Origin of the sequence: Enterococcus sp. CWB-B31 (assembly GCF_020567645.1) — a bacterium.
Lineage (GTDB): Bacteria > Bacillota > Bacilli > Lactobacillales > Enterococcaceae > Enterococcus_L.
Window position 1 is genome coordinate 126017 of record NZ_JAJDJW010000004.1, and the last position, 25218, is coordinate 151234.

The window sequence follows — 25218 nt, forward strand, 5'->3', positions numbered from 1 at the left end:
ATAGAAAGCAGGGAAATGAATGACTGAACCAGCCGTTCGTTATCGGTTAATAAAAAAAGAAAAACATACAGGTGCACGTCTGGGAGAATTAATCACTCCGCACGGCACATTCCCGACACCTATGTTCATGCCTGTAGGTACCTTGGCAACAGTTAAAACAATGGCGCCGGAAGAATTGAAAGAAATGGGTGCAGGGGTAATTCTCAGCAATACATACCATTTATGGCTTCGACCAGGAGAAGATTTAGTGGAAGAAGCAGGCGGACTGCATAAATTTATGAACTGGGATCAGCCGATTCTGACTGATTCAGGCGGATTTCAGGTGTTCTCACTGAGTGATATGCGGAATATTTCTGAAGAAGGGGTTCACTTTAAGAATCACTTAAATGGTTCTCCTATGTTTTTATCACCGGAAAAAGCAATTGATATTCAAAACAAGCTTGGCTCGGATATTATGATGAGCTTTGATGAATGTCCTCCTTTTGATGAAAGCTATAATTATGTGAAAGATTCAATTGAGCGCACCAGTCGTTGGGCGGAACGAGGACTGAAGGCCCATAAAAATCCCGATCGTCAGGGATTGTTTGGCATTATTCAGGGAGCTGGCTTTGAAGATCTTCGTCGTCAAAGTGCTAAAGACTTAATCAGCATGGATTTTCCGGGCTATTCCATTGGCGGTCTTTCTGTAGGCGAACCGAAAGAGGAAATGAATCGAGTTCTTGAGTTTACCACTCCGCTGATTCCGGAAAACAAACCTCGTTATCTCATGGGAGTTGGTACGGCGGATTCATTGATTGACGGTGTTATTCGCGGAATCGATATGTTTGACTGTGTTCTGCCTACACGAATTGCCCGTAATGGCACCTGCATGACATCTCAGGGAAGACTAGTTGTCAAAAATGCGCAGTATGCAAGAGATTTCCGTCCTCTGGATGAAAAGTGCGACTGTTATACCTGTAAAAATTATACACGTGCTTATATACGTCATCTAATCAAGTGCGATGAAACATTCGGTATTCGACTGACTTCTTATCATAATCTGTACTTCCTGTTGAACTTGATGAAGCAGGTCCGTCAGGCGATTATGGATGATCAGCTTCTGGAATTCAGACAAGCCTTTTTTGAAGAGTATGGTTTCAATAAGGAAAATGCGAAAAGTTTCTAAGAATTGCAGTAAAATGCTAGTGTTATCTTGTATTATTTGTTACAGTTAAGAGTGATTATATGAACAGTGAGGTGAAAATAATGGGCAACGGATTTACTATGATTTTGACATTAGTCGTCTTAGGTGGAATGATGTTCTTTATGACTCGTTCTCAAAAGAAACAGCAGAAGGAACGTCAGATACTTTTGAATAGCATGAAAGTTGGCGATAAAGTAGTTACAATCGGTGGTTTGCATGGTGTTGTTTCTGAGATTGATTCTGTGAATAAAACAGTTTTTATTGACTGTGAAGGAATTATTTTAGAGTTTGATCATAGCGCTATTCGAACAGTGAAACCAAATACTACTTCAACTTCGGAACCAATTGAACAAATGGAAGAACCGGCTGCAGTTGTTTTGGAGAAAGAAGAAACGATTACAGATATTGATACGGATGATAGTACTGAAGAGCAAGAGGAAACAAAAGAATAGTCGTTGCATAAAGGAGCAAGTTCGTTTTCAAGCAGTTTTGTATGCTTGGAATGAGTGTGAATGAGAAGACAGGAGGGGATGAACAGTCATAACGGCTGCCCTATCCTCTTAAAAGCCGAATAGGCGACGAGACAGAAGGGGCTCTATAGCGACCTCTTCTGTCTCGAGCTCTTTTTTTCACTGGAAGTTTTTGGGAGGGGATTAAGATAGAAAAGTTATCCTGGCATCAAAAGGTGCTTTTGTCTAAAGAAATAAAAATGAAATGCCGCTCCTTTCATGAAGATGGGTACAATGCTGTGGATGAAGCGCAGCTGCTTAATTATTTGATTGCATATCGCTGGAAGGACAAGGCGAAATTATCAATTAAAGAATGCAAAAGTGACATTTTACATATTCAGCCAAATGATTTTTTTGATTATCAGCAGCTGATGGCACAAACCAGTCCTTTTCGTTTTAACGACTGGAAAGATATTCAAGATCTTTTATAGCCGGACGGATGAGTTGGACTGGAATTTTATTTATTGATTGGTTGTTCTCCAGTTGAGCAGAAAGAGGCTGCTGTTGGAACATAGGACTGTTTATTCAGCAATAGATAATAAGAAAAAGAATATATACGATCAGGCGGTGAGAGGACTGTCTGATCGTTTTTTTTAGAGAGGAAAATAAAAATGACAAATTTAATTAAATAAACGCTGCAGCTGTCGTCTCCAGAGGACTTTCAGCAACAGCGTATAAAAGCAGGACTATCTCCAAGAAATCCATAATATATCAGTAAGGCATTACAAAACAGTTATTGCTGTGTTACTCTGTGGCAGGATGAAAAAAACTGGTTGGTACGGGACGAATTATCGGGGATGGAGGGACTGTCTATCAGGTAGTGGACATTGCTGTTGACCCTGAGTATCAGGGAAAAGCTCTGGTAAAACAGATTATGGCAGAACTGAAGTGTCATATTGATTCAGAGATTCCTGACGAAGCATATGTCAGCCTGATTGCAGATGGTCAAGCCAAATGTTTATATTGTCAGTTTGATTTTGAAGAAACGATGCCTGAATCAGAAGTCATGTATTATAAAAGAACATGAATTACGCAATAATATGCCTTTATTGTGGAATATTGAGCAATCGGAAAATAAACTTTATTAAAAAATAAAAATAGACAACTTACTTATAAGATGTGGGTGGGACAAAAACGATCAGTTCCGAGAATTAAGAAGGAATATCCGAAAATTGTCAAGGAACACTATTCATAGAATGAATAGCTGTGAATTGATACTTACCTGGAGTTTCTCATATTTTCAGGATAGTTCGGCTTAATTCCGAAGGGGTTGCTCCTGCGGTTACTCGTCGCAAAAAGAATTTTTGCTTTTATACCGCCGTTTATTCGGGGGTAGATACGAAGAGAGTTTGGAATTTTATTTCTGGCCTACGCTCGTTTGTCCTTATTATTATAATTCTTTTGTTGCGAAAACATTTAGATAAATAATTTTTTTGAAACTGTGAAAAAAATCACAAAAAACTGTTTACAAGAGAAAAAGAATGTTGTATGATATGAATGTGAAATAGTTAACAAGAAACTTAATGATAAATTATTTTAGGAGGATTACAATGGCAAAGACAAAGAAAAAAGAGGAAGCTCCGGTAACTGACGTTCAAGCGATGATCGACGAGCTTGCTGCAAAAGGGAATGTAGCTTTAAAAGAAATGGAGAGCTTCGATCAGGAAAAAATTGACCATATCGTTCATGAAATGGCAATGGCTGCTTTAGATCAGCATATGCCTTTAGCTAAAATGGCTGTTGAAGAAACAGGTCGTGGTATCGTAGAAGATAAAGCAATCAAAAACATGTATGCTTCAGAATATATCTGGAACAGCATTAAGCACAATAAAACAGTTGGCGTAATCAGTAATGATGAGCAAACAGGTTTAATTGAAATTGCCGGACCAGTCGGAGTTGTTTGTGGAGTTACTCCAACGACTAACCCAACATCAACAACTATCTTTAAAGCAATGATTGCTTTGAAAACAGCAAACCCAATTATCTTTGCCTTCCATCCAAGCGCTCAAAAATGTTCAGCTGAAGCAGCTCGTATCGTTCGTGATGCAGCGATTGCAGCAGGTGCGCCTGAAAACTGTGTACAATGGATCGAACAACCATCAATTGATGCAACATCTATGTTGATGAATCACCCTGGTGTTGCAATTGTATTGGCAACCGGTGGTCCTGGAATGGTTAAATCAGCCTACTCAACTGGTAAACCAGCTTTAGGTGTTGGTGCCGGTAATGTGCCAGCATATATTGAAAAATCTGCAAAAATCAAACGTGCAGTAAACGATCTGATCGTTTCAAAAGCTTTCGATAATGGTATGATTTGTGCTTCTGAGCAAGCAGTTATCGTAGATAAAGATGTATATGCAGCAGTTAAAGCGGAATTCGAAGCGCATCAAGTATACTTTGTTAAACCAAATGAATTACAAAAACTTGAAGACGCTGTAATGAACGAAGGCAAATACGCAGTAAACCCTGCAATTGTAGGATATTCTGCTGAACACATCGCAAAATTAGCTGGTATCAAAGTACCTGCCGGAACAAAAATTCTAGTTGCAGAACTTGAAGGTGCCGGACCTGAATATCCGTTGTCACGTGAAAAACTTTCTCCTGTATTGGCAATGATGAAAGCAAAAGATTCAGCTCATGCGTTTGATCTTTGTGAAGCAATGCTTGAATTAGGTGGACTGGGACATACAGCAGTTATCCATACTGAAGATGAAGATCTGCAAATCAAATTCGGTATCCGTATGAAAGCTTGCCGTGTATTGGTTAACTCTCCATCTGCTGAAGGTGGTATCGGTAATATCTACAACGAAATGATTCCTTCATTGACATTAGGTTGTGGTTCTTACGGTAAAAACTCAGTTTCTAAGAATGTATCTGCAATCAATTTGATCAATATCAAAACTGTGGCGAAACGGAGAAATAATATGCAATGGTTTAAATTACCACCAAAAATTTTCTTTGAAAAGAACTCATTACAGTACCTGCAAAAAATGGAAAATGTTGAACGTGTTATGATCGTTTGTGACCCGGGGATGGTTCAATTCGGCTATGCTGATACCGTTCGTAAAGAATTGCAAAAACGTAAAAATGATGTGAAAATCGAAGTATTCTCTGATGTGGAACCTAACCCATCTACAAATACTGTTTATGCCGGAACAAAAGTTATGGCTGACTTCAAGCCAGATACAATCATCGCTTTAGGTGGGGGATCTGCAATGGATGCGGCGAAAGGAATGTGGATGTTCTATGAACACCCAGACACTTCATTCTTCGGCGCGAAACAAAAATTCCTGGATATCCGTAAACGTACGTACAAGATCGACAAGCCTGAGAAAACTCAGTTTGTATGTATCCCTACAACTTCAGGTACTGGTTCAGAAGTAACACCATTTGCCGTTATCACTGACAGCGATACGCATGTGAAGTATCCATTAGCTGATTACGCTTTGACACCGGACGTAGCAATCGTTGACCCTCAATTTGTTATGTCAGTTCCTGCATCAGTAACAGCAGATACTGGTATGGATGTATTGACACACGCGATCGAATCTTATGTGTCTGTTATGGCATCAGATTACACTCGTGGATTGAGCCTGCAGGCAATTAAATTAGTCTTCGACTATTTAGAAAAATCAGTGAACACTCCTGATATGGAATCTCGTGAAAAAATGCATAACGCTTCTACAATGGCTGGTATGGCATTCGCAAACGCATTCCTGGGAATTTGTCACTCAGTAGCACACAAAATTGGTGGAGAATACGGTATTCCTCACGGACGTACGAACGCAATTCTATTGCCTCATATTATCCGTTATAATGCCAAAGATCCTTCAAAACATGCTATGTTCCCTAAATATGACTACTTCCGTGCAGACACAGATTACGCTGACATTGCGAAATTCCTGGGTCTGAAAGGTAAGAACACTGCAGAATTGGTTGACGCACTAGTAAATGCTGTTGCTGACCTGGGTAAAGCAGTAGGAATCGACATGAGCCTGAAGGCACAAGGTGTAACTCAGGAAACATTGGATTCTACAGTAGATCGTATGGCTGAACTGGCTTATGAAGATCAATGTACAACTGCCAATCCTAAAGAACCATTAATCAGTGAACTGAAACAAATCATCATTGATGCATACAATGCATAAAAACTAATATACGGACCTGTTCGGAGAGAAATCTCTGGGCGGGTTTTTTTATGTTAACATTGACTGGTGTATTGACCAAATTAAAAGTAAATTATGATTTTAATCCAAGGAATGTGCAGCCATGAGACTACTTGACATGAGACGAGCATCCGAAGAAATGTAGAAGCAAGACCATAAGACATGCGCCGAGCATTCGAAGAAGCGTAGAAGCAAGATTTTAATACAGGTTTAAAGTTGTTTGTTCTTGTCATTGAACATCATCTATAAACTATCTTCTATTGTAATTTAAAATTTGGTTAGTGCACTAGTGTCTTGTCCTAAGATTAATTACCTGTATATATTCCCTATGATTCGAATATTAACAAAGGTTTATCAACACAAAATAGAAAATATAAATCTACGGACGTAACACTAGAATATTTCATGTTTTTAACTGCTGATATTTTTTAGTAATCAAGATGAACAATTGAAGAAATTTGAAAATGATTGAGACGCTTGGATTATTCTGGCTGGTATCTGTGGAGGTTATTATGCCAGTGATTCTTTACTTAAGTTTCTCATACAGCAGAATGTAAGATGAAGCAACGTTACAAAGGTGCAGCTTTAGTGAAACTGATTTGGTTGGATGACTTCTATTGGGAAACACAGAATTTTTATCTGTATGACCTGGTTTATAAGGTAAACAGATACTGGAATGCAGAAGGACAGCGGATTTTTTCCGCTGTCCTTCTGCATGTTTTGCTAATTATCGATTCGTTTACTAGGGTGTGTCTGGAAAGTATAGCGAAATCTGAATTTTCCAGAAATTTTTGGTGGAAATCTAGAAAGAAAGCGCAGGTTATGTGGTGCATAGGCGAGAATTTCTGACGACGAGTTCCAGAAAAATAGCGGAAATATTCGTCACTCATGTTTTCAGACACGTCCTAAAACAGATTAAACAATGCAATTGCTGCAATGGCATTATTGACAAAATGGACGGCGATAGCCACCTCAAGTCGTTCTGTTTTTTTGTATGCATAAGCCATGATAAAGCCCAGCAATGCATAAATCATAAATTCAATAAGTGTAGTTGCTGAATGCATTAGTCCAAAGATGATTGAACTTACAGCCAGTCCAATAAATGGATGCTCTTTAAACATTAAGCCCATAATCCCGCCGCGAAATACGATCTCTTCCATAATCGGTGCAGCTACAGCAATTAACATGAAAAGAAGAATCGGACTTTCTCCAGAAAAAATTTTGCCAATTAATTCATCATTCGCTGTTGTTTTCTGTCCGTAAAGCATTTCTCCAAGGAAGGTACCTCCAATAACTACCACTCTTCCTGCTATATAGCACAACAGAATAAATCCTATATTTCTTTTAGTCAGCCAATCCCATTTAAAGTTGCACAATCCCAGCTTTTTTGCCAACTGCATTGTGATCACAATGGTGGCAACGGTGATAATAATTGTAATAAAAGTATTCATCGGAGAGAGAGAAGTCTGTCCTCCTATAAGGGTAAAGCCTTTGATTATGCCAAAAGCAGTTGTTCCAAGCTGGCTTAAAATAAAAAGCCCAAAAACGATTAAACTATTCCTTAAAAATTTCATTTTTTCCTCCTAAATAATTGAAGGCAACTCAAAATATATTTACCTAAAACCTCCAAATTCTTGATATACGAGGATTCATAACCTGATAGTGGTTCCCTCTCTTTGTAACTAGGTGGTGAAGTAAACGTTTTACACTGAGCCACATGGAGCTGCAATTCTGGTGTGTTTCTTTGCGGTACTTTTTATTGCTGGAATGCTCAAGGGTGAAGGCTATCTGTCAAGTGTACCAGTTATTTAATTGGTTAGTTTTTCATAGATTCTTTTGAGTTGCCTAATTGAAACCAATATCTAAGTTTAGCAAAAACAAACAGTACTTATCAAGTTAATATTTAAAGAAGAGGGGAAAAAATAAATTAAAATAGATTGGAAACTGTGAGTAGAATGTTATTTTTTTGTAGTGAATTCCCGAAGAATGAGCTGTGAATCTTTGGAGCAGGAAGAAAATAGGCTGCTTCTACAGCCATTTATGTTTGTCTTTAAATTGTTATTGACATAGCAGGCGCTTACATGATACGATGAACGAAATAGTGATCAAAAAGAAGCTGCTTTTTGATCATCATCTGTTTTACTGGAAATGATATCAGACAAATAAATGAAAGGAGAGAGTATAATGATGAATTTGACTCGTGTTATTATTGAATTGAAGAATGGTTGTGTGGTTGATGTTGCTATGAATGTGTGTAAGAATCATCTTATGCGTTCTTTGTTAACAGTATAGATTTGTCTGTTTTCAGATAGATAAACCGCCATTCATTTCTTTGATAGGCGGTTTTTTGGTGCGTTTCAGTAAGGATTAATAAATAGCGGAGGTGTTGCCAGTGAGCGGAAAAAAGAAAGAATTCAGAATAACTAAATAATGGGAACGTAAAACATTTTGCGTTCCTGGAAAATTAAAGAAAATGAGGAATCAGAATGTTAACAATACAAGGAAAATATAATGAAGCAACAATTTATACAGATCAGGTCAGTGAAGGGACGATTGGTCAGATTATAGGGCTGTGCAATCAGCCGTTTACGAAAGGAAGCAAAATCCGAATTATGCCCGATACTCATAGCGGAACAGGCTGTGTAATTGGTACAACTATTGAAATAGGTGATAAAATTGTTCCGAATTTAGTCGGTGTGGATATCGGCTGCGGGCTTTATGTTGTGAAGCTTAAAAAGAACTGCAAATTAAATTTTGATAAACTGGATCGAATTATTCGATCTAAAATTCCCAGTGGACATAAAACTCATTCTCAACCAATTTGTTCGTTCGAGCTTGGCGAAGTTCATGCGCCTATTCATAAAGGCTGGGCTTTAAGGAGCTTGGGTACGCTTGGCGGTGGAAATCATTTCATTGAAGTCAATGAAGGCAAAGACGGCTGCTATTTAGTTATTCACAGCGGCAGCCGCATACTTGGAAAGGAAATCGCTGAACACCATCAGGAGGTTGCTTTCCAACAGCTGTCACAAGTGAGAAAAGAATTGAAGCTGGAAATGAAAAAAGCACAGGGATTTGGTGATTTAAGTAAAGCAGAAGCACTGAGAGTTGAAAGAGAGACTGTAAAAATACCGTATGAATTGTCCTATTTAACTGGACGAACAATGGACCATTATCTATCGGATATGAAAATTGCTCAGGCGTATGCAGCTGAAAATCGCAGGTTGATGGGTGAAATCATTTTAAAAGGAATGAAGTGGAAAAAGTCTGTGATTAAAGACTTTGACTGTCCGCATAACTATGTGGATTTAGAACATGGCATTCTTCGTAAAGGAGCTGTTTCAGCGCAAAAAGGTGAACAGCTAGTTATTCCTTTGAATATGAAAGACGGCAGTATTATCGGAACAGGCAAAGGAAATCCAGAATGGAATTTTTCGGGTCCTCATGGAGCGGGAAGACAAATGAGTCGTTCAGAGGCAAAACAAAAAATCAGCTTGGAAAGCTATCAGCATGTCATGAAAAATATCTGGACGACCTCTGTATCAAAAAAGACAATTGACGAGGCCCCAAAAGCTTATAAATCAGTAAAGCAGCTGCTTGAGGATATCCAGCCTACTGTCAATGTACAGGAAATTATTCAGCCGTTGTACAATTTCAAAGGATGAGCATCAATCATTGTGTTTCTAATTTGGCAGCTGAAAATTCAAAGATTGCGAGCTGGAAGCTGCATTAGTGATTGAAGATATAGCCCATTGGAAAGAGGGAAGAAATGGAACAGACGAAAATTATTATGAAAAAGAGATTGGTAATTGCAGATCAGGATAAATATAGTAAAGGGAATGAAATGGTTTCCTTAAAGGATGTCAATAAAGAACAAATACAGCAGTTAAGCCGCCAGCTATGACGTTCTTTTAAAAACACACCGGATGATCGAGGCGAGAGTTTGTCGGATTGGGAAAAAGAAGTTTCAGAAAGCTTTAAGGGAAAATACGGTGAGCTTCTCAGAACACATTCTTTTATTTCTAAAGATACTGAGTCAGACCAAGTCTTGGGAACTGCAATTGTTTCACTGTTCAGAGAAATTCCGCTGCTAATTTATCTGGCTGTTGACCCAGATCGACAGGGAGAAGGGCTGGCTGTGAAAATGCTGGATAAGGTAGTGGAGACAATGGTAGTTTCAGATGTGTACAAAGAGTTGTATCTAGTTGTCATACCAGAAAATCACAGAGCGAAGGAAATCTATGAAAGATATGGCTTTTTAACTGTTGGCAGCAGCTGGGATGAAGTATTGAACAATATGAGAGGCAGCTGAGCTGCTTCTGTGGTTACTCGTAGCAATCTTTTATGTACCGAGTAGCCACAGGGATATACAAAGACTGGAGCACTGTTTGTTCGACTTTAGGAGGCTGGGACATACTAATGTCAGGTCTCCTTCTTTTATTATAGAGCAAACATCAGTCATACAGACTAGCATATCTGCATGTAAAATGATCAAAAAAGAAGGTCACCGAATATTTCCCTATTTGAACATAGTTTTCCTTTGTTACGTGAATGGTTTGTGTAAGCTGGTTGGTTAGTATATTTCTGGTATTCTGTGTAATAAAAATAGAAACAACGAATAGTGAGACAGACAAGATAATTGTTTTCATTAATAGAGAAACGACCTTCAGATGTTCGCCATTGTTCCAGCATCTGAAGGTCGTTTTGCTTTTCATTTGTTTTAAGAGCTTCGTTGAGCAAAATGCTGATAGGGAATACCTCGACTTTCACACCAGTCAATGATGGAACGATCGAAGATGATGTCAGCAGTTGCAAGTGCTGATGTATTATTTTTACCAAGAAGCGTGTAAAGCATTCTTATTTCAGCTTCCCATTGTTGAATCAGGTCAATGGTTGCATCTACACCGTCAGATAGTAAATGCTTGAGGATCGTGCCGGAAATACCGACACTTTTTGCTCCCAAGCTTAACGCTTTAACAACATCTAGAGAATTCCTTACACCTCCGGATGCGAGAATAGTCAGCTCCTTTTGAAAATTACCAGATTCCAGCAGTGAAATGATAGTGGACTGACCCCAGTCATTTAGAAAAGTCAGCTCTTGTTTTTTTCTGCGTGCATTTTCAATTTGAGTGAAACTGGTTCCGCCCTGACCACTGACATCTACTGTCTTGACTCCAGCAGCAAGCAGCTGTTCCAATGTTTCACTGCTCATTCCAAAACCAACCTCTTTAACAATCACCGGCACATTTATCGAAGCTGTAATTTCCTGGATAGTTTCCAGCCAACCGGCAAACTGTCGATCGCCCTCTGACATAACCAGTTCCTGTGGTGCATTGACATGAATCTGCAGACCATCAGCACCAAACAGATCAATGGCCCGCTCAGCATCTTCTAAAGAAGTTCCGGCACCAATATTGGCAAAAATTTTTCCCAACGGATTTTCTTCCCGAATAACGGTATAGGTATCTGCTAAAGCAGCGTCTTTAAGTGCTGCGCTCACAGATCCTGTTGCAACCAGTACACCGGTTTCTCTGGCAATTATTCCCAGCTGCTGGTTAATTTTCTTAGCCCGTTCACTTCCGCCGGTCATCGCATTGATATAAAACGGCTGGGGAAAAGTCATCTGACAAAAAGAAGTGGAAATATCAATTTTTTCAGTACTTGTTTCAGGAAAAGAATGATGAATAAACCGCAGATGATCAAAATCATTTTCCCTTTCTTTATGAAAAGCTTTTGCCAACGATAAATGCTCATCTTTTCGATTTTTCATATTCTTCTCCTCCATAAAAATAGACATGCAGCGGCAGCGGAGTAATTCCCTGTGTTTCCCAGGCATTAATTAACGGCAGAATACCAGAATTTTGTTTAAATAATACGATGCCGCAATCACCTCCGCCTGCACCGGAGGATTTAGCAGCACCACCAAATGTTTCTGCCAAATCACAGAGCCTTTTAAGAGCAGGTGTTTCAATAATAACACCGGTAAGAGAGGTTAGCTGTTGTAGCAACTGTCTGTTTTCTCTTAATGCGCTTTGAATGGCAGTCAGATCATGGCGTTTAAATCCCTGAATCATTTTTTTTACACATTCTTTACTCTTATCTAAAAAAGAATGATAGGATAATTCTTTGTCTCCTTTTGATTGATGGACCTGATCCACCAAGTCAGAAGTAGATGCGGGACTTCCTGTCCAACCAATCAGAAGTCGTAAGTTTTCCGGCACAGGTAATGGTTCGATCATCAGACTGGGCCAGTCTTTTGTCAGCAGCTCGCGTAAAGACACGGATTCGAGCTGCTGCTGTACCCATTTACGTTCAAAGGTGGAAAAGGCAATCCAGCCGCCATAACAGCTGGCTGCAATATCTCCACATGAGCCATTTCCCTGAACAGATAAATGGGCAAGCGCAGAAAGCTTGAAAATTTGCTTGTTATCCAAATTTAAGTGATAGAACTGATTCAACACCTTAACTGTAGCTACAGTCACTGCTCCGCTGGAACCCAGCCCGTATTTGCGTCCATTGGCATTATCCAATTCACTGGTAACTTTCAAGTGGTAAAAAGAAAGCTTCATATTTTCTTCCTGTGCGAACTTTTCTGTCAAGCGAATAGCAGCGAGAATATAATGAAAAGGATTGTCTCTTGTATCCAATACCAGTTCATTTTCTTTTCTTGTCCAGCGGACTGGTATGGAGCGGTACTGTTCTGACTGAATACTGCCGTTTCCTTCTGCCTCGTCAAGAGTAACTGTGACAAACTGGTCGACAGCAACAATAACTGCCGGATGCCCGGGCTCAACAACTGCATATTCACCCGAGATAAACAATTTTCCCGGAGCTGAAATTTCAATCATGCGACAACGACCTTTCTGAAGATAGTATCTTTAAGCCTGGACCGGAATCAGCCAGTATCAGTTGTTTTTTATCAAAGTGCTCGGAAAAAAACTGAAACAGCTGCTCGCGATCTTTTCTTTGTACGAGGATTTTTACATTTGGACCGGCATCCATCGTGAAATAGCAGGGTATACCTTCAGTGCGGGCTCTTCTTACTAAGTTCATAACTTTTAAAGAATCTGGTGACCAGTAAGTAAATGGAGGGGTAGCCCCCAGTGTTGTTGCATGCATCCGTAAGGCATTGGCTTCTGCTGTTTTTCCAAGAGAAATAAAATCTTTGTTTTTAATCGCCTGTTTTGCAGCAGACAAATCATCAGCTGCAGCTTTCAGCCACCCCTCATAGAAAACGGAGGTTTCAACTGTTCGCTTCATCCCATCTCTGCTTGAAATATCTTTTTGTGCATCATTGACAAGTACGAAAAGCATGGACAGATCATTTTCCCATGAATCAGCCGGAATTTGTTCAGCATAGGACGTACTATCTGAGTCTCCTTGTTTCCATTCGGCAAAGCCGCCAAAAATACTGCGGCAGGCAGAACCTGAACCCCGTCTGGCAAGGATGGACAACTCTTTAGGTGATAAATCTAAATTAAGGGCAGCACTGCAGGCACCCGCCAAAGCCGCCAGTCCGCTGGCTGATGAGGCCAAACCGGCAGCAGTTGGAACGAAATTATGACTTTTGACATGAGCGAATAAATCTGTTTGATTGTTCTTTCGTACAATATCTAAAAAGCGGCTGATTTTTTCAGTCTGCTTTTCATTCTGCAGCTGATCGTTGAGATAAAACTGATCTTTTAGGAGTGCAGAATCAAAGGAAACAGTTGTTTCAGTATAGAAAGTATCTAATGTCAATGAAAGACTGCTATTCATCGGTAAAATCAGCTGGTCATCTTTCTTTCCCCAGTACTTAATTAAAGCGATATTGGTATAAGCTCTTGCTTTTCCGACTTTCATGCCTGTTCATCCTCCAATGATTGAATCCAAGTTGTGACAGCACCATTTTCTTTAAACGATGATGCAATCTTTTCAGCAGTTTCCTGTGAATCTGCCAATGCGATGACACAGCCTCCGCGTCCTCCCCCGGTTAGTTTGGCACCCAAAGCTCCTTGTATTTTTGCTGCCTGTATCAGCCGGTCAATTGCTGGATGGCTGACTGTCAGCTCAGATAAAATCTTTTGTGCCTGATCCATTGTCTGTCCCAGAAGTTGACTGTTTTCTTCCAGGATAGCATTGCGGCTTTCTAAGGTGAGCTCTCCGAGCTTCTGAATGTGAGTACTGGTCTCCTTATTGTTTAATTCGAATAGATGAGCAACATCCTGAACAGCTACTCTTGTCTGTCCTTTGATTCCAGTATCTGCAACAATCAGAAAGGTGTTTTTCAGATTCATCGGAAAGGTCTGTAAAGGTTGGCCTTTGATAAAAAATAGAGGCTGAGATCCGCTTACAGCCGCCCCATCGATTCCGCTTGGATTGCCATGGGCAATTTTTTCGGAATGATTAATCAGCTCAGTCAGTTCTTCCGGCGTATAAGTGTAACCATAATAATCAAAGATGCTGCGTATGACAGAAACGGCTACTGCAGCACTGGAGCCCATTCCTCTTTCAGGAGGGATGGTACTGGTGATTGTAAAAGAAAAAAATTCCTTTTTTTTCAAGACATTCAGTGTTTGAGTTATCGCTTCCCGAATATTTTTTAATGTGGCGGGGATGTGGGAAATCGGTCCTGAATAATAGCTGCAGTCAATAGTCATCGTATCAGAAGGGACAGCGGTCGTAGTTACATGAGCAGCGGGGAAAGGGAAAGCAATAGCCGGTTCCCCATAGACCACTGAGTGTTCACCGATTAAGATGATTTTCCCAGCAGCCTTGCCAATTCCTTGTTTAATTGTTTTCATTTATTTAACTTCCTTTAAGCATAGTAGTGAATAAAGTACAGAAATAGCTGAATGAATTAATATCAGGACGTATCTGAGAACTCTAGTGGCGAACGCCTTCAAAAAATAGATAGGAGTTGATTTTATTAAAAGAAAGAGTGTTCCCGCATTCTTCGCATTGGCATACAGTTATCTCTTTATAACGGAATGAATTCTAACAAATTTATCCCTATAAAAGCTTCACATACTAGCAATCTCTTAGTGGTGAACATAAATGGTTGCCTAGTTATTTCAATCAGAGCATTGCCTACCATCCTGTTAATGCTCCTAGATGAGTGAGCCTCTTCAAGGAATATTTATCGAGGCCGCGCATATATAGCATGTCCTGTATGTTCCTGAGACATGTGACGAGCATTTGAAGAAGCATAGGAGCAAACTCCTGATAAGGATCTAAATTTTAACCCATGTATCTCTATCAGAGTATTGCCTACCATCTCACTGGTTTATTTATCTTAGTGAGACTGGCAATTTCATTAGATGTTCCTACATCAGTAGAAAATCCTTGTATCACGAGTCTTACCTCGTTTGCTTCTCGATACAAATGTGTCTATTTTGAGAAGCGTTGGTAATTCGGATACCTCAATAATTTTCAGATACGCCATAGATAGTTTATTTCATTTATTCAATCCGTATTGTTTAATGGTATTTACTGTTCTGTGTGCCTAGAAAAGCAGATGTGCAGTGATCCATGGAGCCGCATATAAGATCATGAACTGTACTCCGTAATTGACCCCCATATTATTCAACGTGCCGCAGACAATTCCCACAAGCAGAACGCCGAATACATTGATAAAACCTGCATCCATGTAGGCTAATAAAAAGATAAAGGCAACAAACAAGCCTAAAATCGCTTCATGTGGTATTTTCTTCAAAACAAAAGCTGTCATCTGCTGTGCATATTTCATCGCAATTAAATAGGTAGCAACTGAAGCAATCACAGATGCCAGTATAATAGCAAAAATAAATTCATTTTTTGATAGCAGATGGTGGATATTATTATCCAGAGTGAAGACAGGAGGTGCATTAAACAATGCATTTGCCGGTCCAACTGCAACAGGAGACAATGGAATCCCTAAAGCAATCAGGGGAATAATCACTCCGGAAAGATAGGTTGCATGGGACAGTGCACTCATTGATGTAATTGCCATGCTTGCTCTTTTTACTGGATCCTTTTCTCTGTTGGCTGTGATTTCGCCAAATAGAATAGTCAGCCCAACTGGACTCAGGAAAAAGAGGAAATTTGACAGTAAAGAAACGACAGCACTGGTTCCAGCTTCTTTTTTGGTAATTGTTTTTAAAGGATGCATTAATGCGCTATTTTCATCTGCTTTTTTGATAAAAATATCTTTTTTATCATGACGCGGCAGTTGAACCCGCTTCTGTTTGTTCAGTAATCCGAGTAAAGAAACAATCAGCGGACCAATGGTAATACCTAAAAAGAAAGATGTAGTCACTGTTTTTTCCTGTGGTACGGCTCCGATTCCCCAGTATAAGTAACGAAGGCCTTGAAACAGTAATGCCAAAGGAATAATACTGATCAATGCAAATATTTTGTTTTTACCAATTAGTGCAAGGAAAACTGCACCGACAACAAACAGCAGAGAGGCATAATCTTTTACTGTTTCTGAGAACGGAGCAAGGATATTTGCCAGCAGCAGGCTGACAGGAATAGCAACAGCTGTTCCAATAACAGAGCCGGTTGCCATTTTTTTAATACTTGCAGCGGCCATACCTTTTTCTTTCAGAAACAGTGCATGTTCAATCATTGGAGTGGACATGACACCGCCGGGCAACCCAACCAAAGCCGTGGGAATAGCATTCATCAAATTTAATGTAATAATGGCTGAAATGAAAAATGTAAGCACGACAATAGGTTTGACACCTGCAAGTACAATGGCAAGCGTAACAGGCATTAAAACAGAAGTTTCATCTGTACCGGGTACAAAGCCGATAAATGTATAGAGGACAATAGCACCGAAAATTGCCAGCAGCATCTGCAGAAGTAAAGAAAAATCCATTTTATTTCTCCTCCTGTACAGTACGTTTTGGTTTAATTAAGAGCGTTGAGATAAGAAATCCTGCTACTGCACCGCCAAGTCCGAAAAACAACTGTTTTGTCTGATCGGAAGAAGGAGCGATAAAATAGGCACCCATTGTAAATCCACTACAAATAATAATTGAAATGATCAGGTCTTTAATTGCGACCAAATCTCCCCAAACCTCTATAAATTCTTTTTTCACGATTATTTCTCCTTTCGATTTGTAAAGTCATCCGGTTAGAATCAAATGAACCTGCTCAAAAAACAAAAGTACCTGATCTTCAATGCAGGAACTGGGGGTTGCAACATAACTAATAGCATTCGGAAATCTGAATAAATGGCGGGACAGAAGCAAAAGGTTCTTTTGTATCTGTGGTTATTCGGTACACATAAAGACTGCAATGAATAACCGTAGGAGCAGTCTTTGTATGTCTCGAGTAACTGCAGAGACAACTTCTTCGATAATAAGCCGAAATTGTTGAGAATCACTATTTTGTAAAAAAATAGATGTTTCCTCGTTGAACACTCGTCATAGCCTAGGCCATATGCAGAGAGGTCTGCGATTATTCAAAATATAGCGGTATGTTCCCGCAAGCTTTTTTGTTATTTTCGTTATTCCTTCTTGTTGTCATAAAGCACTATGATTGACTTGTCAGAGTCGATGCTGCATGATATCTGCTTAGTGTTCGAAGCTGAGCCCTCCTGTCCCGGACTCTTTTATCCCAAATAAAAAGCAGACGGAAAGACTCGCCTGCGATTCTAATATTTTCACAAGTTAACCCTCACCAGTTTATCTAAAAAGAAAAGGTAAGTAAAATTCTTTCTCCTATTTCTAAAGAAAAAATTAAATTCAAATGTACTTGTTTCTTCTTATTTGTAAAAGCGGAAAGCAAATTGGTTCCGACCTATTTTACAATGATCCCAAGTGTCTCTGCAAGAATCAAAGCCTGTTCTGCATTGACAATTACGCCATGTATAAATTCTGGAGATACTGCTATCGTATCAAACTGATTTTTTGAAAGATCAAGATTCTTTAACAGTGTGTGGAACCACTGACTTTGTGTTAATGTGCAGTCTGTTAATCGAAGGTATTGCCAGTCAATCTCAGAGAAATCACTTTGTCTTAAACTGGAAGCAGCAAAATGAACAACTTTCATTGTTGAAGCAGCAAATGAAGCATAGTCCAGCATACAGTCGGTAAAAAGACAGTCCTTCAAATAGCTTTCTGCAAAATTTGTACCTGTTAATTTGCATTGGCGGAACTCTACCTGATGAAAGCCGGCACCAATCCACTCAGTGTTTGAGAAATCGCAATTTTCAAAAATAACATTTATGCATTCAAATTGTTTAAGAAAGCCGGAAGAAATCTGGAGCCTTTTGAAATAACTTTCCTTGAAAAATAAATGGTGAAAATCTGCACCGTCTACCCGCTGATTTTCTATGTAAATTGTTTCAATAATGGATTCGTCTTCAAAAGTTGGAGAATTCTCTGTCAGCCCGGCAGGAAGAATAGGCACAATTCTCTTTTTTTCTTTCATATAAATTCTCCTTCATTAATTAAAGTTATCTCATTATATACTAACACTGAGATTTATTTTTATGAAATCATAAATTAAAAATGAGGATTCTTAGAATAGAATGAGGATACACACCATAAATTATTAAGTATTTTCCTAGAAGGTGCCGTGTAACAAAGACTTTGAGATATTAATATTTTTCTTGAAGTAATTTCTTTGGGGGATTATTAAGATAGCATAAGATTTTTCTTGATTTTTTAATATTAAGAATGTAAACTATAACCCATAGCATAAATAATTATTAAATTCTGAGTTTTCTGAAAAATGAAGACGACTATTCTTAGGAGGAAAAGGGATGAAGTTAAAGAAGTCATTTACTTTAGGTGCAGTAACATTACTTAGTACGACACTCTTGCTTGCAGCATGTGGAGGCGGTGGAGGAACAACTGATGATTCAGCAAGTTCTTCAACTAATAATGGAACAGCCAGCGGAGAACAAATCTACCGTGTGATCGAGCAGCAGGAAATGCCAAGTGCAGATTTATCTGTAGCGACAGACGTTATCAGCTTTACTGCATTAAACAATGTGTATGAAGGATTATATCGTTTGGATCTGGATAACACACCGATCCCAGCAGGAGCAGCAGAATTGGCAGAAGTCAGTGATGACGGTTTAGTTTATACATTGAAGCTGAATGAGGAATCAAAATGGTCAGATGGTGAACCTGTAACAGCAGAAGACTATGTCTTTGGCTGGCAGCGTACCGTTGATCCTGCAACAGCTTCAGAATACGGCTACATGTTTGCACCAGTTAAAAATGGCGACAAGATTGTAAATGGTGAAGCAGACAAAGAAGAATTGGGAATTGAAGCAGTCAGTGATTATGAACTTAAAATTACTTTAGAATCTGCTACTCCTTATTTTGATTACCTATTAGCCTTCCCTTCATTCTTCCCGCAAAGAAAAGACATTGTGGAGCAATATGGAAAAGAATATGCAGCAACAAGTGAAAATGCTGTTTATAACGGTCCATTCGTGTTAGACGGATTTGATGGTCCGGGGACTGACACTGAGTGGTCATACAAGAAAAATGCAGACTACTGGGATGCTGACACAGTTCAATTGGAAGAAGTTCAAGTAAGTGTTGTTAAAGAAGCACCAACTTCACTGAACCTATTCCAGGACGGACAGACAGATGACGTAATCTTAACTGGTGAGCTGGCACAGCAAATGGCAAACGATCCAGAATATGTAAGCCAAAAAGAAGCGTCAACTCAATATCTTGAGTTGAACCAGATTGATGATGATTCTCCATTTAAAAATGAAAATCTGAGAAAAGCAATTTCTTACTCTATTGACCGTGAAGCATTGGTTAACTCAATTCTGGGTGACGGTTCAGTAGCTCCTAAGGGATTGACTCCTGCCGATATGTCTACAAATCCTGATACCGGGGCTGACTTTGTAGAAGATGCAGGCGATGATATTGCTGCAGATGCAGACAAAGCAAAAGAGTATTGGGAAAAAGCGAAGAAGGAATTGAATATTGATTCACTGAAATTTGATATCCTTTCTTCTGATACAGATTCTTCCAAGAAAGTAACTGAGTACATCCAAGGTGCTATTCAGGAAACACTTGACGGAGTTACTGTGACATTGAGTCCTGTACCATTCTCTGTACGTCTTGATCGTTCAAACAAAGGCGACTTCGATGTAGTTATGGGCGGATGGGGAGCAGACTATGCTGATCCAAGTAGCTTCCTGGACTTGTTTATCACAGACAACTCTTACAACCGTGGTAAATACTCAAATACTGAATATGACAACTATTTGAAATCAGCTTCTACTACAAATGCCAACAATCCTGAAAAACGCTGGGATGACATGGTAAATGCTGAGAAGATTATTATCGGTGAAATGGGTGTCATTCCACTTTATCAAAAAGCAGAAGGTCACCTTCGTGCAGCTAAAGTAAAAGATGTTGGGTTCCACCCTGCTGGAGCACAATATGATTACAAATGGACATACATTTCAGAATAAAAATGAAATGAGCCGTTTATAGCAAAAGGACCCTTGTCTTCTTAAAAAGACAACGGTCCTCTTGCTATCTTTGCTTAGAAAAAGTAAAATAGTAAAGAAACAATAGCTGGAATCAGTAAATATCCCCCTGTTGTAAGCCAGTACAGCCGATGGGCTTTACCGATTTCTGAGAATGGGATATATTCTTTCGGTTCGTTTTTCTTTCTCAGACGAAGCGCTTTTTTCATGAAGTACTGAAAATTATCAAAAAATCCTGAAGACATAATCCATAGGGCCATACCGATAATGAGAAAGAAAAGTGAAACGATGAAGAACGTATCTGATACTGATTGGATAGTCACTGATTTTTTTATCAGGAACAGATAGATAAAAATGCAAAAACTTGAAATAACGAATGTGGTAAAAGACCATTTTAACTTTTTCATGAGGTCATCCTTGTCTATATTAGTTTTATTGTCTATACTTTATCGAAAACAGCTGTTGAAGTCAAAATAATTTCGGAGGTGTCATTCTTGAACAGTTTTGGGAAATACTTTCTTAAACGTGTCTTCTTCATGATAATCACATTGTGGTTAATCGCAACGATTACGTTTTTCTTAATGCAATTATTACCTGGTACTCCATATACCAACCAAGAAAAACTTAGTCCTGAAACAATTGCCATGTTGAACAAGCAGTCCGGGCTGGATAAACCGGTTATCGTTCAATACGGAATTTATCTAAAAAATCTTTTGGTAGGTGATTTTGGGATTTCGTTCCAATTTAAAAATCAGCCGGTAGCCAAACTCTTGATTAATCGTATCGGTCCGTCTGTACAATTAGGAGGACAGGCGATTCTATTCGGTACATTTGTAGGTATACTACTGGGGATTATCGCAGCAATGCGTCAAAATACCTGGGTGGATACGTTGGCAACATTAATGGCAATTTTAGGGCGTTCGATTCCCAACTTTGTCTTTGCCGTGCTGCTGCAGTATGTGTTTGCAATGAAATTGGGTATACTGCCTATTGCAAAATGGGAAACATTTGCTTCAACAATTTTACCGACAATCGCATTAGCGATGAGTCCTATGGCAGACTCAGCCAGATTCATTCGAACAGAGATGGTGGAGGTGCTGCACAGTGATTATGTAGAGCTGGCTCGAGCAAAAGGTTTAAGCCGCTGGCAAGTGGCATTCAGACACGGTTTGAGAAATAGCTTGATCCCATTGATCACTTTATTGGGACCTTTGGCTGTTGGTTTGATGACAGGTTCACTGGTAGTTGAAAATATCTTTGCTATCCCGGGAATCGGGGAGCAGTTTGTTAAATCAATCATGACAAATGATTATCCGACAATTATGGCTGTAACGATACTTTATTCCACTTTATTGGTTATAGTTATTCTTGTTGTCGATTTGTTGTATGGATTGGTTGATCCGAGAATCCGTGTTTCAGGAGGTGACCGAAGCTAATGGAAAGTATTAATTTGAATAAAGTACCAGATACGATTAAAAATATTTCTGCTGATGAATTTCAGCTTCTTGATGCTTCGACGACTAAAGAGAGAGAACGGATTGCAATGCCGTCTTTGAGCTTCCTGCAAGATTCATGGCGCCGTTTAAAGAAAAATAAAGCTGCGGTTATTTCAATGGCTGTTTTAGTGGTCATTGTAATTATTTCTATTGGTTCAATTTGGTTATCTCCACATGATCCGACAAAGCAGAATATCTCGTATATTAACCTGCCGCCTAAAATTCCGGGTTTGGATGGAATTAATGGCTTGAATGGTAAAGCGGTTGTTGCAGGACAGATTGTAGATAAATACGCACAGGCAAATGTTCCGGATGATCTGCGTTTTTATTTGGGAACAGATGGACTTGGACGTGACGTTTTGAGCCGTTTGCTGATGGGAACACGTGTATCGCTGTTGATTGCATTCATTGCAGCTGTACTGGATATTTCGATAGGGGTAACCTATGGACTGATATCAGGATTGCTTGGCGGTCGTGTTGATACAGTAATGCAGCGTATTCTGGAAGTTCTTTCCGGGATTCCCAATCTGGTTGTTATGATTTTGATGCTGACTGTCTTTGATCCAGGTATTCTTTCAATTGTTTTGGCCATGGTCGTGACCAACTGGATATCGATGGCCAGGATTGTTCGAGCCCAGACCTTGAAATTGAAGGATCAGGAATTTGTTTTAGCTGCTCAGACTTTGGGCGAATCCCGTCTGAAGATCGCTGTAAAACATATCCTGCCTAATATTTCAAGTGTCATTATTGTTCAAATGATGTTCAGTATTCCAGCAGCAATTTTCTTCGAAGCATTCCTGAGTTTCATCGGTTTAGGTCTGAGACCGCCGACTGCTTCACTAGGTACGTTGTTGAATGAAGGATATAAGACCTTCAGATTCCTGCCATACCTGATGTGGATACCAGCAGCAACATTATCTGTAATTATGATTTGTTTCAATTTACTGGCTGACGGTTTGCGTGATGCCTTAGATCCTAAGATGAAAGAGTAGAGTGAATGACTATGGAAAAAGTATTGGAAGTAAAAGATTTACACATATCTTTTGATACATTCGCAGGAAAAGTCAATGCCATTCGCGGTGTGAACTTTGATCTTCATAAAGGTGAGACACTGGCTATCGTTGGTGAATCAGGCAGTGGTAAGTCTGTAACGACTAGAACAATCATGCGCCTGTTAAGTGACAATGCGAATATCGATAAGGGTGAGATTCTGTTTAAAGGATCTGACATCGTTAAAAAGACTGAAAAAGAAATGCAGACGATTCGTGGGAAAGAAATTGCGATGATCTTTCAGGATCCCATGACTTCTTTAGACCCGACAATGCCGATTGGCAGACAGGTTGCCGAATCGCTGATTAAGCACAATAAAGTTTCAAAAAGCGAAGGATTGGCTCAGGCGCTGGAATTGTTAAAGCTTGTAGGGATTCCGAATGCTGAAAAGCGTTTGAAGAACTATCCTCACCAATTTTCAGGCGGTCAGCGTCAGCGGATCGTTATTGCGATCGCTTTGATTTGTTACCCAGAAATACTGATTGCGGATGAACCAACGACTGCGTTGGACGTAACAATTCAGGCGCAGATTCTGGAATTGCTGAAAGATTTGCAGCAAAAAATCAGTACCTCCATTATTTTCATTACCCATGATTTAGGGGTTGTGGCCAACGTAGCTGATCGTGTGGCAGTTATGTATGGTGGTCGTATTGTCGAAGTCGGGACTTCAGAAGAAATCTTCTATAATCCGCAGCATCCATATACATGGGGACTGTTGGGGTCAATGCCGACTTTGGAAGGGACTGAGGAAAAACTTTATGCGATTCCCGGTTCTCCTCCCGATTTGCTGGATCCTCCCAAAGGGGATGCCTTCTATCCAAGAAACGAATTTGCATTGAAAATTGATGCGGAGCAGGCTCCTCCATATTTTGAAGTCTCTCCTACGCATAAAGCTGCGACATGGCTTTTAGCACCGCAAGCACCAAAAGTAACTCCTCCAGCAGAAATACAAAGACGTTGGGCTCTTTATAACGAACGTCATCATTTTTCAGAAACAGGAGGAGCTAATTAATGAATGTTGAAAAACGTAAATTACTTTTAGATGTTAAAGGGCTGAAGCAATATTTCAATGTTGGCCGTCCAGATGAAGTAAAAGCAGTAGATGACATTAGTTTCCATATCTATGAAGGTGAAACATTTGGATTGGTTGGCGAATCAGGCAGCGGGAAATCAACAACTGGACGAAGTGTTATTCGTCTGTACAATCCGACAGCTGGAGAAATCATTTTTGATGGAGAAAATATCGCTGATATTCGCTCCAAACAGAAGATGCAGGCGTTTAGACGGGAAGTTCAAATGATTTTTCAAGATCCGTATGCTTCTCTAAATCCTAGAATGAAAGTAAATGACATTATCGCTGAAGGATTAGATATTAACCATCTGGTAAATAATGATAAAGAGCGGACAGCGAAGGTTGAAGAATTGCTTAAAGTAGTTGGACTTGATCCGAATCATGCATCTCGTTACCCTCATGAGTTTTCTGGCGGACAGCGTCAGCGAATAGGAATTGCCCGCGCATTGGCGGTTGATCCTAAATTTATTATTTGTGACGAGCCAATTTCTGCATTGGATGTATCGATTCAGGCTCAGGTTGTAAACCTGCTTCAGGATCTGCAGAAAGAGTCAGGTTTAACTTATTTGTTTATTGCCCATGACTTGTCAATGGTGAAACATATCAGTGACCGTATTGGTGTAATGCATAGCGGAAAACTACTTGAAATGGGTTCAAGTGATGATATCTATAACTTCGGTGTTCATCCTTATACAGAAAGTTTACTTTCTGCGATTCCGTTGCCGGACCCTGACTACGAACGTACACGTAAACGGATTATTTATAAACCGCAGCCGGAAGATGGAAAAGAGCGCAAATTGCGTGAAGTGGCTCCAGAGCACTATGTTTACTGTTCAGAAGATGAAGTTGAAATGTATCATGAAAAAATTGAAAATAGAAAAGCACAGGCACATCAGTGAGGTGTGGCGCTTTTTAAAACTGAGTAATAGGATGAGAGATTCCAAAATTTTTCGGATGATTATTTTGTTGTTATACAGTCAGAGAAAGTATCGGATGATTCTGACTTTTAAGTTCTCTGACTGGCCATACAAAGGAGTTTGGGACAGAAATAACGTTTCAAACTCTCTTCATATCTAACCCCGAATAAATGGCGGTACAAAAGCAGCTCCTTCGGAATTAAGCCGAATGATCCTGAAAATAATAGCAGCTCCAGGAAGGTATCCATTCACAGCTATTCATTTTATGAATAGTATTCCTTGACAATTTTCGGATATTTTTTCTTGATTCTCGGAGCTGATCGCTTTTGTCCCGACCTCTTTTGTATTATATTCGGTGTATAAATGAAAATAGAGAAAATATAAGCTGGCTGGA

The 25218-nt window shown here is 39.5% G+C and carries 23 protein-coding genes; 14 read left to right on the top strand and 9 right to left on the bottom strand.

The features are described from left to right. The first annotated feature begins 19 nt into the window (after nucleotides 1-19). From tgt to LI954_RS06005, 6 genes are all read left to right on the top strand, one after another. Nucleotides 20-1165: a tRNA guanosine(34) transglycosylase Tgt gene (gene tgt / locus LI954_RS05980; protein WP_229443956.1), complete on the top strand. Its 1146-nt coding sequence runs from the start codon at nucleotides 20-22 to the stop codon at nucleotides 1163-1165. A gap of 59 nt (nucleotides 1166-1224) precedes the next feature. Then, on the top strand, nucleotides 1225-1635 hold the full coding sequence (gene yajC, locus LI954_RS05985; RefSeq protein WP_229441841.1) for a preprotein translocase subunit YajC: 411 nt from the start codon (nucleotides 1225-1227) through the stop codon (nucleotides 1633-1635). Nucleotides 1636-1835: 200 nt separating this feature from the next. Beyond that, nucleotides 1836-2123 carry a post-transcriptional regulator gene (locus tag LI954_RS05990; RefSeq protein ID WP_202064440.1) on the top strand — a complete coding sequence of 96 codons (288 nt, stop codon included), beginning with the start codon at nucleotides 1836-1838 and terminating at the stop codon, nucleotides 2121-2123. A gap of 338 nt (nucleotides 2124-2461) precedes the next feature. Continuing rightward, nucleotides 2462-2719, top strand: coding sequence for a GNAT family N-acetyltransferase (locus LI954_RS05995; protein WP_267491439.1), 258 nt, complete (start codon nucleotides 2462-2464; stop codon nucleotides 2717-2719). 523 nt (nucleotides 2720-3242) lie between these two features. Next, nucleotides 3243-5840: a bifunctional acetaldehyde-CoA/alcohol dehydrogenase gene (gene adhE, locus LI954_RS06000; RefSeq protein ID WP_229441839.1), complete on the top strand. Its 2598-nt coding sequence runs from the start codon at nucleotides 3243-3245 to the stop codon at nucleotides 5838-5840. Nucleotides 5841-6416: 576 nt separating this feature from the next. Further along, the gene (locus tag LI954_RS06005) at nucleotides 6417-6707 is read left to right on the top strand and encodes a hypothetical protein (RefSeq protein ID WP_229443958.1); all 291 of its coding nucleotides are present in this window, start codon (nucleotides 6417-6419) and stop codon (nucleotides 6705-6707) included. A 56-nt stretch (nucleotides 6708-6763) separates the two neighbouring features. Here LI954_RS06005 and LI954_RS06010 read toward each other — a convergent pair whose 3' ends face one another. Continuing rightward, nucleotides 6764-7432 (bottom strand): CPBP family intramembrane glutamic endopeptidase, encoded by a 669-nt coding sequence (locus LI954_RS06010; protein WP_229441838.1) that lies wholly within the window; start codon nucleotides 7430-7432, stop codon nucleotides 6764-6766. 912 nt (nucleotides 7433-8344) lie between these two features. On the opposite strand from LI954_RS06010, the gene LI954_RS06015 reads away from it, so the two are divergent. The 3 genes from LI954_RS06015 (at nucleotide 8345) to LI954_RS06020 (ending at nucleotide 10167) form a co-directional block, all read left to right on the top strand. Beyond that, the gene (locus tag LI954_RS06015; RefSeq protein ID WP_229443959.1) at nucleotides 8345-9520 is read left to right on the top strand and encodes an RtcB family protein; all 1176 of its coding nucleotides are present in this window, start codon (nucleotides 8345-8347) and stop codon (nucleotides 9518-9520) included. Nucleotides 9521-9624: 104 nt separating this feature from the next. Beyond that, nucleotides 9625-9759, top strand: a complete 135-nt coding sequence (locus LI954_RS16035; protein WP_267491435.1) for a hypothetical protein — start codon at nucleotides 9625-9627, stop codon at nucleotides 9757-9759. Nucleotides 9760-9798: 39 nt separating this feature from the next. Next, the gene (locus tag LI954_RS06020) at nucleotides 9799-10167 is read left to right on the top strand and encodes a GNAT family N-acetyltransferase (RefSeq protein WP_229443960.1); all 369 of its coding nucleotides are present in this window, start codon (nucleotides 9799-9801) and stop codon (nucleotides 10165-10167) included. A gap of 408 nt (nucleotides 10168-10575) precedes the next feature. On the opposite strand, the gene fni is transcribed toward LI954_RS06020, so the two are convergent. The 7 genes from fni to LI954_RS06055 form a co-directional block, all read right to left on the bottom strand. After that, a complete protein-coding gene (fni, locus tag LI954_RS06025; RefSeq protein WP_229441834.1) occupies nucleotides 10576-11625 on the bottom strand; it encodes a type 2 isopentenyl-diphosphate Delta-isomerase in 1050 nt (349 codons plus the stop codon). Beyond that, entirely contained in the window at nucleotides 11606-12703 is a 1098-nt protein-coding gene (locus LI954_RS06030; RefSeq protein WP_229443961.1) for a phosphomevalonate kinase, read from the bottom strand. Before LI954_RS06030 ends, fni begins: the two co-directional genes overlap by 20 nt. Next, complete coding sequence (gene mvaD / locus LI954_RS06035; RefSeq protein ID WP_229441832.1) at nucleotides 12696-13697, bottom strand: diphosphomevalonate decarboxylase; 1002 nt, start codon at nucleotides 13695-13697, stop codon at nucleotides 12696-12698. Before mvaD ends, LI954_RS06030 begins: the two co-directional genes overlap by 8 nt. Next, the gene (mvk, locus tag LI954_RS06040; protein ID WP_229443962.1) at nucleotides 13694-14638 is read right to left on the bottom strand and encodes a mevalonate kinase; all 945 of its coding nucleotides are present in this window, start codon (nucleotides 14636-14638) and stop codon (nucleotides 13694-13696) included. Before mvk ends, mvaD begins: the two co-directional genes overlap by 4 nt. 701 nt (nucleotides 14639-15339) lie before the next feature. Next, nucleotides 15340-16695: a tripartite tricarboxylate transporter permease gene (locus LI954_RS06045; RefSeq protein WP_229443963.1), complete on the bottom strand. Its 1356-nt coding sequence runs from the start codon at nucleotides 16693-16695 to the stop codon at nucleotides 15340-15342. Between the two features lies 1 nt (nucleotide 16696). Next, nucleotides 16697-16918 (bottom strand): hypothetical protein, encoded by a 222-nt coding sequence (locus tag LI954_RS06050; RefSeq protein WP_202064167.1) that lies wholly within the window; start codon nucleotides 16916-16918, stop codon nucleotides 16697-16699. Between the two features lie 703 nt (nucleotides 16919-17621). Beyond that, entirely contained in the window at nucleotides 17622-18254 is a 633-nt protein-coding gene (locus tag LI954_RS06055) for a pentapeptide repeat-containing protein (RefSeq protein WP_229443964.1), read from the bottom strand. Nucleotides 18255-18588: 334 nt separating this feature from the next. Here LI954_RS06055 and LI954_RS06060 point away from each other — a divergent pair, with 334 nt between their 5' ends. Further along, complete coding sequence (locus LI954_RS06060; RefSeq protein WP_229443965.1) at nucleotides 18589-20271, top strand: peptide ABC transporter substrate-binding protein; 1683 nt, start codon at nucleotides 18589-18591, stop codon at nucleotides 20269-20271. Nucleotides 20272-20345: 74 nt separating this feature from the next. Here the strand turns inward: LI954_RS06060 and LI954_RS06065 are convergent, their stop codons facing one another. After that, on the bottom strand, nucleotides 20346-20696 hold the full coding sequence (locus LI954_RS06065) for a DUF3899 domain-containing protein (RefSeq protein WP_229441827.1): 351 nt from the start codon (nucleotides 20694-20696) through the stop codon (nucleotides 20346-20348). Nucleotides 20697-20783: 87 nt separating this feature from the next. On the opposite strand from LI954_RS06065, the gene opp3b reads away from it, so the two are divergent. Genes opp3b through LI954_RS06085 form a run of 4 tightly spaced genes read left to right on the top strand, consistent with a single transcriptional unit; the run spans nucleotide 20784 to nucleotide 24806 of the window. Continuing rightward, entirely contained in the window at nucleotides 20784-21725 is a 942-nt protein-coding gene (gene opp3b / locus LI954_RS06070) for an oligopeptide ABC transporter permease (protein WP_202064175.1), read from the top strand. Next, on the top strand, nucleotides 21725-22777 hold the full coding sequence (gene opp3C, locus LI954_RS06075) for an oligopeptide ABC transporter permease (RefSeq protein ID WP_202064177.1): 1053 nt from the start codon (nucleotides 21725-21727) through the stop codon (nucleotides 22775-22777). Before opp3b ends, opp3C begins: the two co-directional genes overlap by 1 nt. Nucleotides 22778-22782: 5 nt before the next feature. After that, on the top strand, nucleotides 22783-23847 hold the full coding sequence (locus tag LI954_RS06080; protein WP_202064179.1) for an ABC transporter ATP-binding protein: 1065 nt from the start codon (nucleotides 22783-22785) through the stop codon (nucleotides 23845-23847). Further along, nucleotides 23847-24806, top strand: a complete 960-nt coding sequence (locus LI954_RS06085) for an ABC transporter ATP-binding protein (protein ID WP_202064188.1) — start codon at nucleotides 23847-23849, stop codon at nucleotides 24804-24806. Before LI954_RS06080 ends, LI954_RS06085 begins: the two co-directional genes overlap by 1 nt. The last annotated feature ends 412 nt before the right edge of the window (nucleotides 24807-25218 follow it).